The organism is Phycicoccus endophyticus, assembly GCF_011326735.1.
GTDB classification, from domain to species: domain Bacteria; phylum Actinomycetota; class Actinomycetes; order Actinomycetales; family Dermatophilaceae; genus Phycicoccus; species Phycicoccus endophyticus.
The window spans coordinates 143,223-157,585 of record NZ_JAANCN010000001.1; the positions used below are offsets into that span (position 1 = coordinate 143,223).

The following is a 14,363-nucleotide window of genomic DNA, read 5'->3' on the forward strand; positions in this document are numbered from 1 at the left end:
CGGCGACGGGTGCGGAAATGAGATGAACGGGGCCTCGCGTGGCCGATGCCCCTCGGGCATGATGAACGTCATGCCCGCCCTCGCGTCCGCTGTCCGCGCCTCGCTGGCCGACGCGGTCCCGGACGTCTTCTGGACCGACCGCCCCGAGCTGCTCCCGCCGGCCCGGCCGGCGCTGACCGGGCACGGGCACCGCGCGGACCTCGTCGTCGTCGGCGGCGGGTTCACCGGGCTGTGGGCCGCGGTGCAGGCCAAGGAGCGCGACCCGGCGCGCGAGGTCCTCCTCCTCGAGCGGGGTCGCCTCGCGGTGGCGGCCTCCGGGCGCAACGGGGGCTTCGTCTCGCCCTCGCTCACCCATGGGCTCGCCCAGGGCGTCGCCTGCTGGCCGGAGGAGGTGGCCACCCTCGAGCGGCTCGGGGCCGAGAACATGGCCGGGCTCGCCCAGGCGGTCGAGCGCTACGGCATCGACTGCGACCTGCACGTCCCCGGCGAGCTGACCCTCGCCCTCGACGAGCACCAGGTCTGCGCGGTGCGCGAGGCGTACTCCCTCCACCGCGACCACGGGGTGGAGGCCCGGCTGCTGTCGGCGCAGGAGGCGCGGGCCCGGGTGGACTCGCCGCGCTACCTCGCCGGGATGCTCGACCCGACCGTCGGCCTGGTCGACCCGGCGCGTCTCGTGTGGGGGCTCGCCGAGGCCGCGGAGCGGCTCGGGGTGCGTGTGCACGAGGACACGGCGGTGACGGCGTTCGACGAGGACGGCGACGGCGTGCGAGTGGCCACCGAGTGGGGCAGCGTGCGCGGCCGCCGGGTCGTCGTCGGCACCGGTGCCTTCCGCGGGCCGCTGCGCCGGCTCGGCTGGTACACGCTGCCGGTGTACGACCACGTCCTGATGTCCGAGCCGCTGACGGCCGCGCAGCTGGCCGCCGTCGGCTGGGAGGGGCGCGAGGGGCTGACGGATGCGGGCAACCAGTTCCACTACTACCGGCGCACCCTCGATGACCGGGTCCTCTTCGGCGGGTACGACGCCAACTACCACTTCCCGGGACGGATCGACCCGCGGCTGGAGCAGTCCTCGTCGCACGAGCTGCTCGCCGCGCACTTCCAGGCGATCTTCCCGCAGCTCGAGGGGGTCCGCTTCACCCACCGCTGGGCCGGCGTCATCGACACCACCTCGCGCTTCACCCCGGTCTTCGGCACGGCGCTCGGCGGCCGGGTCGCCTACGCGGTCGGCTACACCGGGCTCGGGGTGGCCTCGACGCGGTTCGGCGCCCGCGTGGCCCTCGACCTCGCCGACGGCCAGGACAGCGAGGCCACCCGGCTCGCGATGGTCCGCCGCAAGCCGCTGCCCTTCCCGCCCGAGCCGCTGCGCTCGCTCGGCGTCCGCGCGACCCGGGCCAGCCTCGCCGCCGAGGACCGCACCGGACGGCGCAACCTGTGGCTGCGGGCCATGGACGCGGTCGGCATCGGCTTCGACAGCTGAGCCCTCGCCGGAGCCGGGTGCCGTCGCGCTCGCTCACCCCCGGCCGCGGAGCTCCTCGACGGTCTCCTGGAGGTGGGCGATCTGCGCGGCGAGCTGCTGGACGTCGTGCTCGCTCGCGGTGCGGGCGGTGTCCTCGATCTCCTGGACGCGGTCGATGAGCCAGCTGGCGAAGGTCGCCGTGATGACGCCGATGAGGGCGATGCCGGCGAGCATCAGGGCGGCCGCGACGAGGCGCCCTTCGGTCGTCACGGGGTAGAGGTCGCCGTACCCCACGGTCGTGGCGGTCGTGGCGGTCCACCACAGCGCGTCCCCGAACCGGGTGATCGTCGCGTCCGGGTGGCCGCGCTCGGCGTCGAGGATGGCCAGGCTCGCCACGAAGAGCACCATCACCGCGGCACCCCCGACGTAGACCGAGACCTTCCCCCGCAGCGAGCCGCCCGCCTTGCGGTTGAGGACGCCGAGGAGCGTCACGAGCCGCAGGAGCCGCAGTGGGCGCAGCAGTGGCAGGACGACGACGGCCAGGTCGAGCAGGTTGGCCCGCACGAAGGCGAGCCGGTGGTGGGCGAGCCGGAGGCGGACGAGGTAGTCGACGGCGAACATCGTCCACGCCACCCAGGAGAGCACCTCGGTGACCGTGACCCAGGTGGAGGACAGCTGCGGGTCGAGGATCGGCCAGGCGTAGGCGAGGAGGAAGACGAGCGCGGCGATCGTCAACGGCCACTCGCCGGCCCGTTCCCACTGCTCCCGCCGGGCGTCGTCACTCATGGCGGCCATGCTGTCACGGCAGCGGGGCCGCTCGGTGGGGTGCTCGGGGCCGTGGCCGCGGCGGCCGCCGCGGTAGTGCCGGACCGTGGGGCACACCGCCCGCACGGGCACGCTGCGGGCTTCTCCCGTACTCCCGGGGGACTACCGGCTGCCTCCTCCGGGCGGATGGCCGCCGTCCGCGTGCCGTCCACAGTGGCGAGGTAGCTCACCAACCCAAGGGACCCTCGGTGCCGACAGCAGCCCTCGCCCTCTCCCGGTCGCACCCGGGCGGACGAGCGCAGTCGGCCACCGCGCCGCTCGTCCTCGTCGGCGCCGAGGCCCACGACGAAGGAGGACAGCCAGCCATGAAAGCAACCAGAGAGAGCGGGCAGCGCAGGGTGCTGGGACGTCGCGGTTTTGTCACCGGCGCGGCAGCACTCGGCGCCGGGCTCTCGGCGACCGTCCTCGCGTCATGCTCGGGCGACCAGGGGGACTCCGACATCTCGCGTCGTGACCAGGACCTGAGGTTCATCGGCACCGAGGAGACCTTCTCGACTCCCGAGCTGTTGGCGCTGAACTCGATCAACGAGGACCACGTCGCGTTCCTCGAGGAGATGGGTCTGTCGGACCTCGGTGAGCGCCGCGTCGGTGACATGGACCAGGGGGGACTCGACGTCCAGATCCTGTCCGCGCACACGCCGTCCGTGCAGAACGTCCCGGGCCGAGAGGGCATCGACTTCGCCCGTCGTCTCAACCGGCAGCTCGTCGACGGGCCGATGGCACGTTACCCGGGCCGCTTCCAGGCGTTCGCGACGTTGCCCCTGCGCAGCCCGGAGGCGGCCGCGGACGAGCTGGAGCGAACGGTCCGGGAGGACGGCTTCCTGGGCGCACTCACCAACGGGCACATCGCCACGAAGTACCTCGACCACCCCACGTTCGAGCCCGTCCTCGCGCGGGCCGAGGCACTCGGAGTGCCCATCTACCTCCACCCCGGCTACCCGGCCGACGACATCTTCCAGATCTACTACAGCACGACCCGCTCGGAGTACACCCAGGAGTACCAGGACTACATCTTCAGCGGGTCCGGCTACGGCTGGCACCAGGAGGTGCTGGTCCAGTGCATCCGGATGATCGCGTACGGGGTCTTCGACAGGTTCCCCAACCTGCAGATCATCATCGGACACATGGGCGAGGGTCTTCCCTTCTACTACGAGCGGATCGCCGGGGACATGGGCGCGCCGACCGAGAACTCGCTCGAGCGGCCTTTCGAGCAGTACTTCCAGGACAACTTCTGGTTCACCACGAGTGCCTTCTTCCAGGACGAGCTGCTCCACCTCCTGCTGAAGTACGTCAGCGTGGATCGCGTGATGTTCGGGACCGACTATCCCTTCGCGGGCATCAAGGAAGGAACCGACTGGTTCCGGGCGGTCGACCTCCCGCGGGAGGACAAGGAGAAGATCGCCTTCCGCAACGCCGAGGAGCTGTTCGGCATCACGGTCTGACGCATCGGCGTCCGGCGCTGCGGTACTCCCAGGCGAGTAGCAGCGACCTCCCGGGGGTGGACGCGCACGTCGACGGGACGAGAAACCCTGACGAGTACCACTCGACCTTCCGGAGGCCCCTCGTGTCCACCCATCTGACGTCCGCGCTGACCCCGGCGCCCCAGGAGGTATCGCGGTGCTCGTGATCGCCGTCGCCCTCGCTGCCGCCGGGGCGTGCTGTTTCGCCGGCACCGTGCTCCTCCAGCACCGCACCGTCCGGCAGGCGGTCCCCGGCCGCGAGGTCCACGCGCTGGGCCCGGCCGCCGTCCGGACGATCCTGCGCACACCGCTCTGGTACGCCGGGATCGGGCTGGCCGGGCTGGGCGCCGTCCTGCACGCCCTCGCGCTGACCATGGCGCCTCTGGCCGTGGTGCAGCCGATCGGGGTGCTCACTCTCGTGCTGACGGTGCTGTGGGCGGGAACCAGGCCCACACCCGCCGTACTCCTCGCACTGCTGACGAGCGTGGCCGGGGTGGCGTCCTTCGTCGCCGTGGCGGCCTCGACCGTCGGCGCTGACCTCCCCGCCCCCGACCTCGGGTCGGCGCAGTGGGCCCTGCTCGGCGCGGGCGCGCTGGCCGTCGTGGCCCGGTGCACCCGGGGGAGGGCCCGCTGCCTGTTCCTCGCGCTCGCGACCGCCGTGCTGTTCGGGTTCACCTCGGCGCTCGTGCGGGCAGCGGTCACGGCGCAGCTGTCCGGTGTGCTGACGGCTGTCGCTCTCGTGGAGTCGGTGACGGCGGTCCTTGCCGGCATGTGGCTGCTGCACCAGGCCTACGCGAACGGGCCCGCCCCGGTCGTGGCGGGCGCGACCACGCTGGTCGACCCGCTGACCGCAGTGCTCATCGGCATCTTCGCCTACGGCGAGATGACCTCCGGCCGGCTCCTCGACCTGGCGGTGCCAGGAGGAGTGGCCATCGCCGGGCTCGTGCTCCTGTCCCGTCACGTACCGTCCACCACGTCGGTGGCGCGGGCTCCCGCCAGGGGCCCCGAGGGCCCACTGCGCATCGTGGTGGCCGCCGACACCTACCCCCCGGACGTCAACGGAGCGGCGAACTTCGCCGACCGGCTGGCATCCGGGCTGTCCGGTCGCGGGCACGACGTGCACGTCATCTGCCCGTCGACCAGCGATGAGTCCTCCAGCGAACGCGTCGGCGGGGTGACAGTCCACCGCATCGGCTCGAGGCGGACGCCCTTCCACCCGACGTTCCGCATCTGCCTCCCCTGGCGTACGGCACGCGCCGTTCCGGCGTTGCTCGAGGAGATCGACCCCGATGTGGTCCACACCCAGGCTCACTTCCTCATCGGCCGGAGCGCGGTCCGCGCCGGGACGGCAGCCGGCATCCCGGTGGTGGCCACCAACCACTTCATGCCGGAGAACCTGCTCGGCTACGCGCCGCTGCCGCCACTCGCCGGTCGCCTCCTCACCCGGTGGGCGTGGCAGGACCTGGCACGGGTCTTCGGCCGGGCGACGGTCTGCACCACCCCGACGCGGCGTGCCGCCGAGCTGCTCGAGCGCAACGGCCTGAACCGCCCCGTGATGGCGATCTCGTGTGGGATCGACCGTGCGCACTATGCCGGCGGAGGCGAGGTCGACGGCCCACCGATCGTCCTGTTCGTGGGCAGGCTGAGCGCCGAGAAGAACGTCAACGAGCTCCTCGAGGCGGCCGCCGTGCTGCCACCGCACGCGCGGGTCGAGATCGTCGGCGACGGCTCCGAACGACCCCGGCTCGAGGCCCTGGCGGAGGACCTGGGCATCACCGAGCGGGTGCGGTTCCTCGGCCTCGTCCCGGACGAGGAGCTGGTTCGTGCCTACCGACGTTGCACCGTGTTCTGCATGCCGGGGACTGCCGAGCTGCAGAGCCTCGTGACCATGGAGGCGATGGCGGCCGGCAAGCCGGTCGTGGCCGCCGACGCGATGGCACTTCCACATCTGGTGCGTCCCGGACGCAACGGCTGGCTCTATCCCCCCGGCGACGTCCGCGAGCTGGCCGACCGGATCGCCCAGGTCCTCGCCGACGAACCCACGAGGAGGGCGATGGGCCAGGAGAGCCTCCGGCTGATCTCGGCCCACGACCTGGGGGCGACGCTTGGAGAGTTCGAAAGGGTCTACGCCGATGTCACGCATGTCACCGCGCCGCCGCGTCCCCGTGTCGAAGGCCGGCTGCCGCACCCGACGTCCTGACGGTGCAGGTCTCGCCACGCACCCACCGTCACCGTCGATGATGATGGACCCGTCATGCCGATCCGTCCGCGCATCTCGCGCGTCGAGCTCGCCGCAGTCGCCACTGCCGCGGCGGTGACGATCGGTGCGTTGCTCGTCGACCCGGAGGTGCAGAACGGGCGGCAGCTCCCGGGCGTCGCGGCGGCGGTCGTCGCCGCAGCCGTTCTCATCGTCCTCGGTCGCTTCGACAGGGCGACCGTCGTGGCGATCGGTCTGCTCGACAGTGCCACTCTCGCCTGGACCTCGGGCCCGATCGCGCTGCGACCGTTGCTCGCCGTGGCTCTGTTCCGTCTCGTGTACCGGAACGACACCCGCTCGGCGATCTGGTTCGCGTCGCTCGTGGCGACCGTTGTCTCCGGTGTCGGGGCGCAGGTCGACACCGACCCGTTCTGGTCGGAGTGGGCCGTCGACGAGGCAGTTCTGCTGTTTCCGATCGCCGCCGCCGACGCTCGTCGCTCGAACCTGCGGCGTCGGGCGGAGGCGGTGGAACGCCAGGTCGCCGAGCGGCTCCAGGCCGAACGGCTGAGCATCGCCTACGACCTGCACGACGTCGTCGCCCACTCGCTGTCGGCGATCACCGTCCAGTCCGGCGTGGCCGCGCACGTCTTCGAGCGCGACCCGTCCGCGGCCTACTCCGCGCTCGTCGAGATCAACGACGCGGGACGGCGGTCACTCGACGAGCTCAGGTCCCTTCTCGGGCTGCTCCGGTCCGACGAAGCCGGTCCGCTGCGCCCGTTGTCGCCGGCCACCACGCTCGGCGAGGTGGCCACCGCCGCGGCCGGGGACACGATGGAGGTCGAGGTGGTCGAGAGCGGGCACTACCCGCCGGGCGAAGCGGAGAGCACCGTCGTCACGGTGCACCGGATCGTCCACGAGTGCCTGGTCAACGTCAGCCGCCACGCCGGCGACGTCCCGGCCACCGTCCGGGTGCGCCACACCGATGCCGGGGTGCACGTCACCGTGTCGAACGGCGTCGCGGACCCGGCACACGTCGCGGCGCGGGGCACCGGGCTCGGGCTGCGTGCGATCCGCGAGCGAGCCGAGCTCCTCGGTGGCACCGTCGATGCAGGACCTACCGACGACGGTGGGTTCGAGGTGCGCGCCTTCGTGCCCTACCAGCTGGCCGAGAGGAACCGGGGATGAGCACCGGACGCGACGCCCCAGGCCCCCCGAGCCGCGACACCCGCGTGCTGCTCGTCGACGACCAAGAGCTCGTGCGTCGTGGGTTCGCGGCACTGCTCGCCAACGAGCCCGGCATCGAGGTCGTCGGGGAGGCGGTCGACGGCGCCCAGGCGGTCTCCGAGACGCGACGGACACGCCCGGACGTCGTTCTCATGGACATCCGGATGCCTCGGATGGACGGTTTGGCCGCAACGCGAGCGATCTGCGGTGACCCGCGACTCGCCGGCTCCAAGGTGCTCGTCCTGACGACGTTCGCGCTCGACGAGTACGTCTACGACGCGCTGAGGGCGGGGGCCTCCGGGTTCCTGCTCAAGGACACGCCGCCGCGGCTGCTGATCGAGGCGATCGCCGCCGCCACCGACGGCGACGTCCTCATCTCACCGGCGATGACCACACGGCTGGTCGCCGAGCTCGTCCGCCGTCCCGTCCTCCGCCCCGGGCGCCCGGGCCCGCTGGACGTCCTGAGCGAGCGGGAGCGGGAGGTGCTGGCCGAGGTCGCCCGCGGCAAGACCAACTCCGAGATCGGAGCGTCGCTGTACATGTCGCCTCTGACGGCGAAGACGCACGTCAGCCGCATCCGTACCAAGCTGCACGCCCGCGACCGTGCGCAGCTGGTCATCATCGGGTACGAGACCGGTCTCGTCAGCCCCGGCGAGTAGGCATGGCGTCCTCGGCCCTCGGCCGCCGCAGGAGGTCGAGCTGCCTCGCGTCCCTGTCGACCACCCCGGCCACGAGCATCGGCGGCGGGGACGTGACCTGCGGAAACGTCTGGTGGGGCGTGTCGGGCTTGAACCGACGACCGACGGATTATGAGTCCGCTGCTCTGACCGACTGAGCTAACGCCCCGGCGCCGTGGCGGGCGGCCACGGGCCCGGCGAGCCTATCGCCGAGCCACAGCCGCGCCCGACCCTGGCGACAGGTGTCGCACAGTGCCGCCGGCGAACGTGGAGGTCAGCAGTCCCCACGACGAAGGAGCACCCATGGACCGCCAGACCAAGACTCTCGCCATCGGAGGCGTCGGCATCGCCGCGGCGGTTGCGCTCGGCCTGACCGGCGCGACCCTGGCCGGGGCGAGCGACAGCACGACGACGACGACGTCCGCGAGCGCCTCGGCGACGCCGGGCACCGGGTCGACCCAGAGCGACGGCACCGACGGCACCGGCACCCTGCCCGGTGGGGGCGAGGCCGGGGGAGGAGCGCAGGGCGGAATGCCCGGCGGGGACATGATGGACGAGGGTGGCACGCTGAGCGCCGAGGCCGCGAGCAAGGCGGTCACCGCGGCCGAGGGAGCCGTCGACGGCGGGACCGTCACCTCCGTGCGGGCACTGTCCGACGGCACCTACCAGGTGACCGTGACGAGCGACGACGGACGGGTCGAGGTGCTCGTCTCCGCCGACTTCGAGGTCACCGGCACCGAGGAGGACGCGGGCGGCCCCGGCGGGATGCCCGGCGGCGACGGCGGCCAGACCCAGGACGGCACCGGCTCGAGCGACCCGAGCGACGCCAACGGCACGAGCAGCACCGACGGCACCACGACCTCGACCGTCTGAGTCCGCGGCCGAGCGGCGCACCCGCACCTGTGATCGACGTGGTCACTGGTGCGGGTGCGTCGTGTGGTGCACAATGTGACGGACAACGGCACGTACGCGTGCCCGCACACGCACCGGCAGCACGACCGGCCTCACCACGAGCGACGGCGTTGGGGAAGACGTCCACCGCACGTGAAGGAGACCAGGATGTCTGTCGCGATGCCGCGCACGCCCACGCGCGGAGTGGTCTACGTCCACTCCGCCCCCAAGGCGCTGTGCCCGCACGTGGTCTGGGCGGTCGAGGGAGTCCTCGGCGCCCCCGTCGCCGTGCACTGGACCGACCAGCCGGCCGCGCCGGGGATGGTGCGCACCGAGCTCAGCTGGGCCGGGGAGTCCGGTACCGGCGCCCGCCTGGCCTCCGCGCTGCGCGGCTGGGACCACCTGCGCTACGAGGTCACCGAGGAGCCCAGCCCGGGCTGTGACGGCTCACGCTGGTCGCACACCCCCCGCCTCGGCATCCACCACACGTGGACCTCGGCCAACGGCGACGCCGTCGTCAACGAGGACCGCCTGCGCGAGGTCGTCGTGCTCGCCCAGGGCAGCCCGGAGGCAATGGAGGAGATGATCGAGGAGCTGCTCGGCCTGGAGTGGGACGCCGAGCTCGAGCCCTTCCGCTACGCCGGGGAGGGCGCGCCCGTCCGCTGGCTGCACAAGGTCGGCTGAGGCGTCGCCGCGGCGACGCCACGCCCCGGCGACGGCCGCTCAGACGCTCGTGATGACCAGGGCCACGTTGTGCCCGCCGAAGCCGAAGGAGTTGTTCAGCGCCGCGACGTCGCCCTCGGGCAGGGAGCGGTGCTCGCCGCGGATGACGTCGAGGTCGATCTTCGGGTCGAGGTCCTCGAGGTTCGTCGTCGCCGGTGCCACCCGGTGGTGCACCGAGAGGACCGTGAACAGCCCCTCGAGCGCGCCGGCGGCCCCGAGCAGGTGACCCGTCATCGACTTCGTCGCGCTGACCGGCATCCCGTCGGCGGCGGCGCCGAACGCGCGTCGCACGGCGTTGGCCTCCGCGACGTCCCCGACGGGGGTCGAGGTGGCGTGCGCGTTGATGTGGACGATGTCCCGGTCGCTCAGCCCCGCCCGCTCGACGGCCTCACGCATCGCCCGGCTCGCACCGGCGCCCTCCGGCTCGGGGGCGGTGATGTGGTGGGCGTCGGCCGACATCCCGATCGAGGCGAACTCGGCGTAGATGCGGGCGCCGCGGGCCTTGGCGTGCTCGTACTCCTCGAGCACCATGACCGCCGCGCCCTCGGCCATGACGAACCCGTCGCGCCCGGTGTCGTAGGGCCGCGACGCCCCGGCGGGGTCGTCGTTGCGCGTCGAGAGGGCCTGCATCTGGGAGAAGCCGGCGAACGGCAGCGGGTGGATGGCCGCCTCGGTGCCCCCGGCGACGACGACGTCGGCCCGGCCCTGACGGATCATCTCGTACCCGGTGCCCATCGACTCCGCGCCCGACGCGCACGCGGAGACGGTGCTGTGGGCACCGGCCCGGGCGCCGAGCTGGAGGGAGACGTTGCCGGCGGCCGTGTTCGGCATGAGCATCGGCACGGCGAGGGGGAAGACCCGGCGGGGCCCCTTCTCGCGCAGGATGTCCCACTGGTCGAGCAGGGTCCACACCCCGCCGATCCCGGTGCCGACGGCCACGCCGAGCCGCTCCGGCTCGACCTCGGGGGCACCGGCGTCCTCCATCGCGGCGCGCGCCGCGATGACCGCGTACTGGGCGCTGGGGTCCATCCGGCGGATCTCGACCTTGGTCAGCACCTCGGAGGGATGCTGGGCGATGGTGCACGCGAAGTGCACGGGCAGCTCGTAGCGCTCGAGCCACTCCGCGGGCAGGGGCTTGGCCCCCGACCGGCCGGCGAGGATGCCCTCCCAGGTCTCGGCGATGGTTCCGCCGAGCGGGGTGGTGGCACCGAGTCCGGTGACGACGACGCGACGCTCGCTCATTGCTGCTCCTTGGGTGAGGGGGCGAAAGCCCGACCTCGTCTGCCGTCCGCCGGTCCGGCGGACGCGCGCGGCGGGTCGCCGCGGTGGCAGACGAGGTCGGGGAGGGGGAGTGGGTCAGCCCTGGTTGCTCTGGATGTACCCCACGGCGTCACCGACCGTCGCGAGGTTCTTGACCTCGTCGTCGGGGATGCGCACGCCGAACTTCTCCTCCGCGTTGACGACGATGGTCATCATCGAGAGGGAGTCGATGTCGAGGTCGTCGGTGAAGGACTTGTCCATCTGGACCTCGGCCGGGTCCAGCCCGGTCTCCTCGTTGACGATCTCCGCGAGGCCGCTGAGGATCTCCTGCTGGTCTGCCATGTGCTGCTCTCCTTCACTCGTGGATCGGTGGTTGCTCGGCCCGGGTGACCCGTGGGCCCACGGGGGACTGGTCAGGGGATGACGACGACCTGGGCGGCGTAGGACAGCCCCGCCCCGAAGCCGATCTGCAGGGCGAGCCCGCCGCTCGGCACCTCACCGTGGCGCACCATCCGCTCCATCGCCAGCGGGATGGACGCCGAGGAGGTGTTGCCCGTGTAGGCGATGTCGCGGGCGATCGGGATGTCCGCCGGCATGTGCAGCTGCTTGGCCATGGCGTCGATGATCCGCACGTTGGCCTGGTGCGGGATGAACGCGTCGAGCTGGTCGGCGGTGATGCCGGCGGCGTCGAGCGCCTTCTGGGCCACCGGGGCCATGCCCCACACCGCCCACCGGAAGACGGTCTGGCCCGCCATCCCGATCGTCGGCCAGCCGAGGTCCTTCTCGTGGACCTCGATCCAGCTGTCCTTCTGGGCGATGACGTCCCACTGCGCACCGTCCGAGCCCCACACCGTGGGGCCGATGCCCGGGGTCGCGGACCGTGAGACGACGGCCGCGCCGGCGCCGTCGGCGAAGATGAACGCGGTGCCGCGGTCGTCCTTGTCGGTGAAGTCCGAGAGCCGCTCGACGCCGACGACGAGGACGTTGCTCGCGTCGCCCCCGCGGACCATGTCCGAGGCCAGGGCGATGCCGTGGCAGTAGCCCGCACACGCCGCGGAGATGTCGAAGGCCGCACCCTTGGTGCCGAGCCGCTCGGCGACCATCGGCGCCGCGGCCGGCGTCTGGTAGGGCCAGCTGACGGTCGCGACGATGACGACGTCGAGCTCGGCGGCCTCGACCCCGGCCATCTGGAGGGCCTGGCGCGCGGCGAGCTCGGACATGTCGACGACCGACTCGCCCTCGCCGGCCCAGCGGCGCTCGATGATGCCCGAGCGCTCGCGGATCCACTCGTCGGAGGAGTTGATCCGCTCGACGAGCTCGGCGTTCGGCACGACGCGGCGCGGCCGGTAGCCACCGACCCCGGAGATCCGGGCGTGGGTGACCTCCGGCGTGCGCAGGCGGTCGGCGAAACCCTTGGATGTGGCGGTCATGCGGAGTGCTCCTCGATGAGGGTGCGTGCGGCGTCGAGCTGGTCGGGGGTGCTCAGGGCGAGCAGCTCGACACCCTTGAGTCCGCGCTTGGCGAGCCCGACGAGCGTACCTGCCGGAGGCAGCTCGAGGACGGCCGTGACCCCGAGCTCGGCGAGCCGCTCCATGCACAGGTCCCAGCGCACCGGGTGGGAGACCTGCGCGACGAGCCGGTCGAGCACCTCGCGCCCGCCGGCGACGACCCGGCCGTCGCGGTTGGACACCAGGGGCACCACGGGGTCGGCGGGGGAGAGGTCGCCCGCGGCCCGGGCCAAGGCGTCGACGGCCGGGGCCATGTAGCGGGTGTGGAAGGCGCCGGCCACCTTCAGGGGCACGACACGCGTGCGCGCCGGCGGCTCGGCGGCCAGGGCGGCGAGGGCCTCGAGGTCCCCGGCCGCGACCACCTGGCCCGCGCCGTTGACGTTGGCGGGGGTCAGCCCGCGGGTCTCGATGGCCGCGAGCACGGCCTGCGGGTCACCGCCGAGGACGGCGCTCATCCCGGTGGGCTCGGTGGCGCTCGCCTGGGCCATCGCCCGTCCGCGGAGCGCGACGAGGGCCATGGCGTCCGGCTCGGGCAGGACGCCGGCGGCCGCCGCCGCGGTGAACTCACCGACGGAGTGCCCGGCCAGTGCCCCGGCACGGTCCGCGCCGCCGAGCGCACGCAGGGCGAGCAGCCCGGCGCCGACGAGCAGCGGCTGGGCGACCGCGGTGTCCTTGATCGTCTCCTCGTCCGAGACCGTGCCGTGCGCCTCGAGGTCGACGCCGGCGGCCTCGGAGAGGGCGGCGAGGTGCTCGTGCGCTCCGGGCAGCTCGAGCCACGGGGAGAGGAAGCCGGGGGCCTGGGCGCCCTGGCCGGGACAGACGATGGCGATCACGCTCCCCAGCGTGCTGCCTCGGCGGCGGTCGTGGCGCATCGAGGGGGGACGAATGTCGGCGTCCGGCTTTGTGGGGTTCCTACAACCCCGGTCAGCCCCGCAGGGGCGCGCGCGGTGCCGGCCCGAGCCGGTGGAAGGCCAGTGCCAGGCGGACCGTCTGGGCGTCGTGCGGGTCGGTCAGGTCGTAGCCGGTGCTGCGGGCGATGCCCGCGAGCCGGTAGCGGATGGTGTTGGGGTGGACGATGAGCGCTCGGGCGGTGCCCTCGACCCCGAGACCGCCGTCGAGCCAGGCGGCGGCGGTCTCGAGCAGCGACCCGCCGCTGGCCTCCTGCAGCGGTCGCACGATGCGCGCCTCGAGGGCGTTGCGCGCCGGGAGGTCGCCGACGAGGGCGCGCTCGGCGACGAGGTCGTCGGCCCGCACCGGACGAGGTGCCCCCGGCCAGGCGGCGGCGGCGGTGTGTCCGGAGATCGCCGCCCGGGCCGCGCGCCCCGCGGCGAACAGGTGGGGGACGGGTGGCCCGACGACGAGCGGACCCTCGCCGAGGTGCGGCTCGAGGGTGCCGGCGAGGGCCATCGCGTCCTCGACGTCACCGCCGAGGCACACGATCCGCGGCCCGTGGATGGCGACGAGCAGGGGCGTGCGCTGGCGCCGGGCGGTGCGGTGCAGGGCGTCGAGCACCGGCCCGGTGGGCCCGGCGGGGGTGGAGCCGACGACGACGGCGACGGCGCTCACGGCGCCCCAGCCGAGGGCGGCCGCCCGCGAGTGCATCGCGTCGTCGGCCTCGCCGCGGATGACGGCGTCGACGACGAGCGACTCGAGCCGGGCGTCCCAGGCGCCGCGGGCCTCGGCCGCCTCGGCGTAGACCTCGGCCGCCGCGAACGCCACCTCGCGGCTGTAGCGCAGGACGGCGTCGCGGGCGTGCGCGCCCTCGCCGGGGGCGGCGAGCCCGGAGATGTCGCGCTCGACGACGGTGATGACCGTGCGGATGAGGTCGAGGGTCTGGGCCAGGCTGATCGAACGGGTCAGCTCCCGCGGAGCGGTGCCGAAGACGTCCGCGGTGACGGCGGGTCGCTCCTGCTCCCCGCCGAGCCACTGCACGAAGCTCGTGATGCCGGCCTGCGCGACGAGACCGACCCAGGAGCGGTCCTCGGCCGACAGGGCGCGGAACCAGCCGTGGTCGGCCTCCATCTGGCGCACCGCGGCCGCCCCGAGGTCACCCGCGGCCCGGGTGACCCGCTCGCGGGTGGCGGCGGTGGGGTCGGCGGCGGGCGGTGGCATGGGCGCAGTCTATTTGTGCGCCCCGGACAA

Annotated in this window: 13 protein-coding genes and 1 tRNA gene; 7 read left to right on the forward strand and 7 right to left on the reverse strand. The window is 73.2% G+C overall.

The features are described from left to right. The first annotated feature begins 70 nt into the window (after positions 1 to 70). Complete coding sequence (locus tag G8D98_RS00685; protein ID WP_229661718.1) at positions 71 to 1,477, forward strand: NAD(P)/FAD-dependent oxidoreductase; 1,407 nt, start codon at positions 71 to 73, stop codon at positions 1,475 to 1,477. Positions 1,478 to 1,510: 33 nt separating this feature from the next. On the opposite strand, the gene G8D98_RS00690 is transcribed toward G8D98_RS00685, so the two are convergent. Further along, on the reverse strand, positions 1,511 to 2,242 hold the full coding sequence (locus G8D98_RS00690; RefSeq protein WP_166097795.1) for an ion channel: 732 nt from the start codon (positions 2,240 to 2,242) through the stop codon (positions 1,511 to 1,513). Between the two features lie 344 nt (positions 2,243 to 2,586). On the opposite strand from G8D98_RS00690, the gene G8D98_RS00695 reads away from it, so the two are divergent. The 4 genes from G8D98_RS00695 to G8D98_RS00710 all read left to right on the forward strand — a co-directional run bounded on the left by G8D98_RS00695 (position 2,587) and on the right by G8D98_RS00710 (position 7,821). Next, positions 2,587 to 3,723: an amidohydrolase family protein gene (locus G8D98_RS00695; protein ID WP_166097798.1), complete on the forward strand. Its 1,137-nt coding sequence runs from the start codon at positions 2,587 to 2,589 to the stop codon at positions 3,721 to 3,723. Positions 3,724 to 3,898: 175 nt separating this feature from the next. Continuing rightward, positions 3,899 to 5,941 (forward strand): glycosyltransferase, encoded by a 2,043-nt coding sequence (locus tag G8D98_RS15390; RefSeq protein ID WP_166097800.1) that lies wholly within the window; start codon positions 3,899 to 3,901, stop codon positions 5,939 to 5,941. A 54-nt stretch (positions 5,942 to 5,995) separates the two neighbouring features. Then, positions 5,996 to 7,123, forward strand: a complete 1,128-nt coding sequence (locus tag G8D98_RS00705) for a sensor histidine kinase (protein WP_166097803.1) — start codon at positions 5,996 to 5,998, stop codon at positions 7,121 to 7,123. Further along, entirely contained in the window at positions 7,120 to 7,821 is a 702-nt protein-coding gene (locus G8D98_RS00710; RefSeq protein ID WP_166097806.1) for a response regulator transcription factor, read from the forward strand. The genes G8D98_RS00705 and G8D98_RS00710 overlap by 4 nt, the downstream gene beginning before the upstream one ends. 110 nt (positions 7,822 to 7,931) lie before the next feature. Here G8D98_RS00710 and G8D98_RS00715 read toward each other — a convergent pair. Beyond that, a tRNA-Ile gene (locus tag G8D98_RS00715) sits at positions 7,932 to 8,008 on the reverse strand. A gap of 134 nt (positions 8,009 to 8,142) precedes the next feature. On the opposite strand from G8D98_RS00715, the gene G8D98_RS00720 reads away from it, so the two are divergent. Next, positions 8,143 to 8,712, forward strand: coding sequence for a PepSY domain-containing protein (locus tag G8D98_RS00720; RefSeq protein WP_166097809.1), 570 nt, complete (start codon positions 8,143 to 8,145; stop codon positions 8,710 to 8,712). 186 nt (positions 8,713 to 8,898) lie between these two features. Next, a complete protein-coding gene (locus G8D98_RS00725; protein WP_166097811.1) occupies positions 8,899 to 9,414 on the forward strand; it encodes a DUF3145 domain-containing protein in 516 nt (171 codons plus the stop codon). Between the two features lie 39 nt (positions 9,415 to 9,453). Here G8D98_RS00725 and fabF read toward each other — a convergent pair whose 3' ends face one another. The 5 genes from fabF to G8D98_RS00750 all read right to left on the reverse strand — a co-directional run bounded on the left by fabF (position 9,454) and on the right by G8D98_RS00750 (position 14,333). Continuing rightward, the gene (gene fabF / locus G8D98_RS00730; RefSeq protein WP_166097814.1) at positions 9,454 to 10,695 is read right to left on the reverse strand and encodes a beta-ketoacyl-ACP synthase II; all 1,242 of its coding nucleotides are present in this window, start codon (positions 10,693 to 10,695) and stop codon (positions 9,454 to 9,456) included. A 114-nt stretch (positions 10,696 to 10,809) separates the two neighbouring features. Next, complete coding sequence (locus G8D98_RS00735) at positions 10,810 to 11,055, reverse strand: acyl carrier protein (RefSeq protein ID WP_166097816.1); 246 nt, start codon at positions 11,053 to 11,055, stop codon at positions 10,810 to 10,812. 71 nt (positions 11,056 to 11,126) lie between these two features. Next, positions 11,127 to 12,143, reverse strand: coding sequence for a beta-ketoacyl-ACP synthase III (locus G8D98_RS00740; protein ID WP_166097818.1), 1,017 nt, complete (start codon positions 12,141 to 12,143; stop codon positions 11,127 to 11,129). Continuing rightward, the gene (locus G8D98_RS00745; RefSeq protein WP_166097821.1) at positions 12,140 to 13,054 is read right to left on the reverse strand and encodes an ACP S-malonyltransferase; all 915 of its coding nucleotides are present in this window, start codon (positions 13,052 to 13,054) and stop codon (positions 12,140 to 12,142) included. The genes G8D98_RS00740 and G8D98_RS00745 overlap by 4 nt, the downstream gene beginning before the upstream one ends. A 91-nt stretch (positions 13,055 to 13,145) precedes the next feature. Further along, the gene (locus tag G8D98_RS00750) at positions 13,146 to 14,333 is read right to left on the reverse strand and encodes a PucR family transcriptional regulator (protein ID WP_229661717.1); all 1,188 of its coding nucleotides are present in this window, start codon (positions 14,331 to 14,333) and stop codon (positions 13,146 to 13,148) included. Positions 14,334 to 14,363 lie beyond the last annotated feature (30 nt).

Coding starts and splice junctions, on each gene's coding strand:
- G8D98_RS00685 (WP_229661718.1), top strand. CDS start 71: ATGCCCGCCCTCGCGTCCGCTGTCCGCGCCTCGCTGGCCGACGCGGTC.
- G8D98_RS00690 (WP_166097795.1), bottom strand. CDS start 2,242: ATGAGTGACGACGCCCGGCGGGAGCAGTGGGAACGGGCCGGCGAGTGG.
- G8D98_RS00695 (WP_166097798.1), top strand. CDS start 2,587: ATGAAAGCAACCAGAGAGAGCGGGCAGCGCAGGGTGCTGGGACGTCGC.
- G8D98_RS00705 (WP_166097803.1), top strand. CDS start 5,996: ATGCCGATCCGTCCGCGCATCTCGCGCGTCGAGCTCGCCGCAGTCGCC.
- G8D98_RS00710 (WP_166097806.1), top strand. CDS start 7,120: ATGAGCACCGGACGCGACGCCCCAGGCCCCCCGAGCCGCGACACCCGC.
- G8D98_RS00720 (WP_166097809.1), top strand. CDS start 8,143: ATGGACCGCCAGACCAAGACTCTCGCCATCGGAGGCGTCGGCATCGCC.
- G8D98_RS00725 (WP_166097811.1), top strand. CDS start 8,899: ATGTCTGTCGCGATGCCGCGCACGCCCACGCGCGGAGTGGTCTACGTC.
- fabF (WP_166097814.1), bottom strand. CDS start 10,695: ATGAGCGAGCGTCGCGTCGTCGTCACCGGACTCGGTGCCACCACCCCG.
- G8D98_RS00735 (WP_166097816.1), bottom strand. CDS start 11,055: ATGGCAGACCAGCAGGAGATCCTCAGCGGCCTCGCGGAGATCGTCAAC.
- G8D98_RS00740 (WP_166097818.1), bottom strand. CDS start 12,143: ATGACCGCCACATCCAAGGGTTTCGCCGACCGCCTGCGCACGCCGGAG.
- G8D98_RS00750 (WP_229661717.1), bottom strand. CDS start 14,333: ATGCCACCGCCCGCCGCCGACCCCACCGCCGCCACCCGCGAGCGGGTC.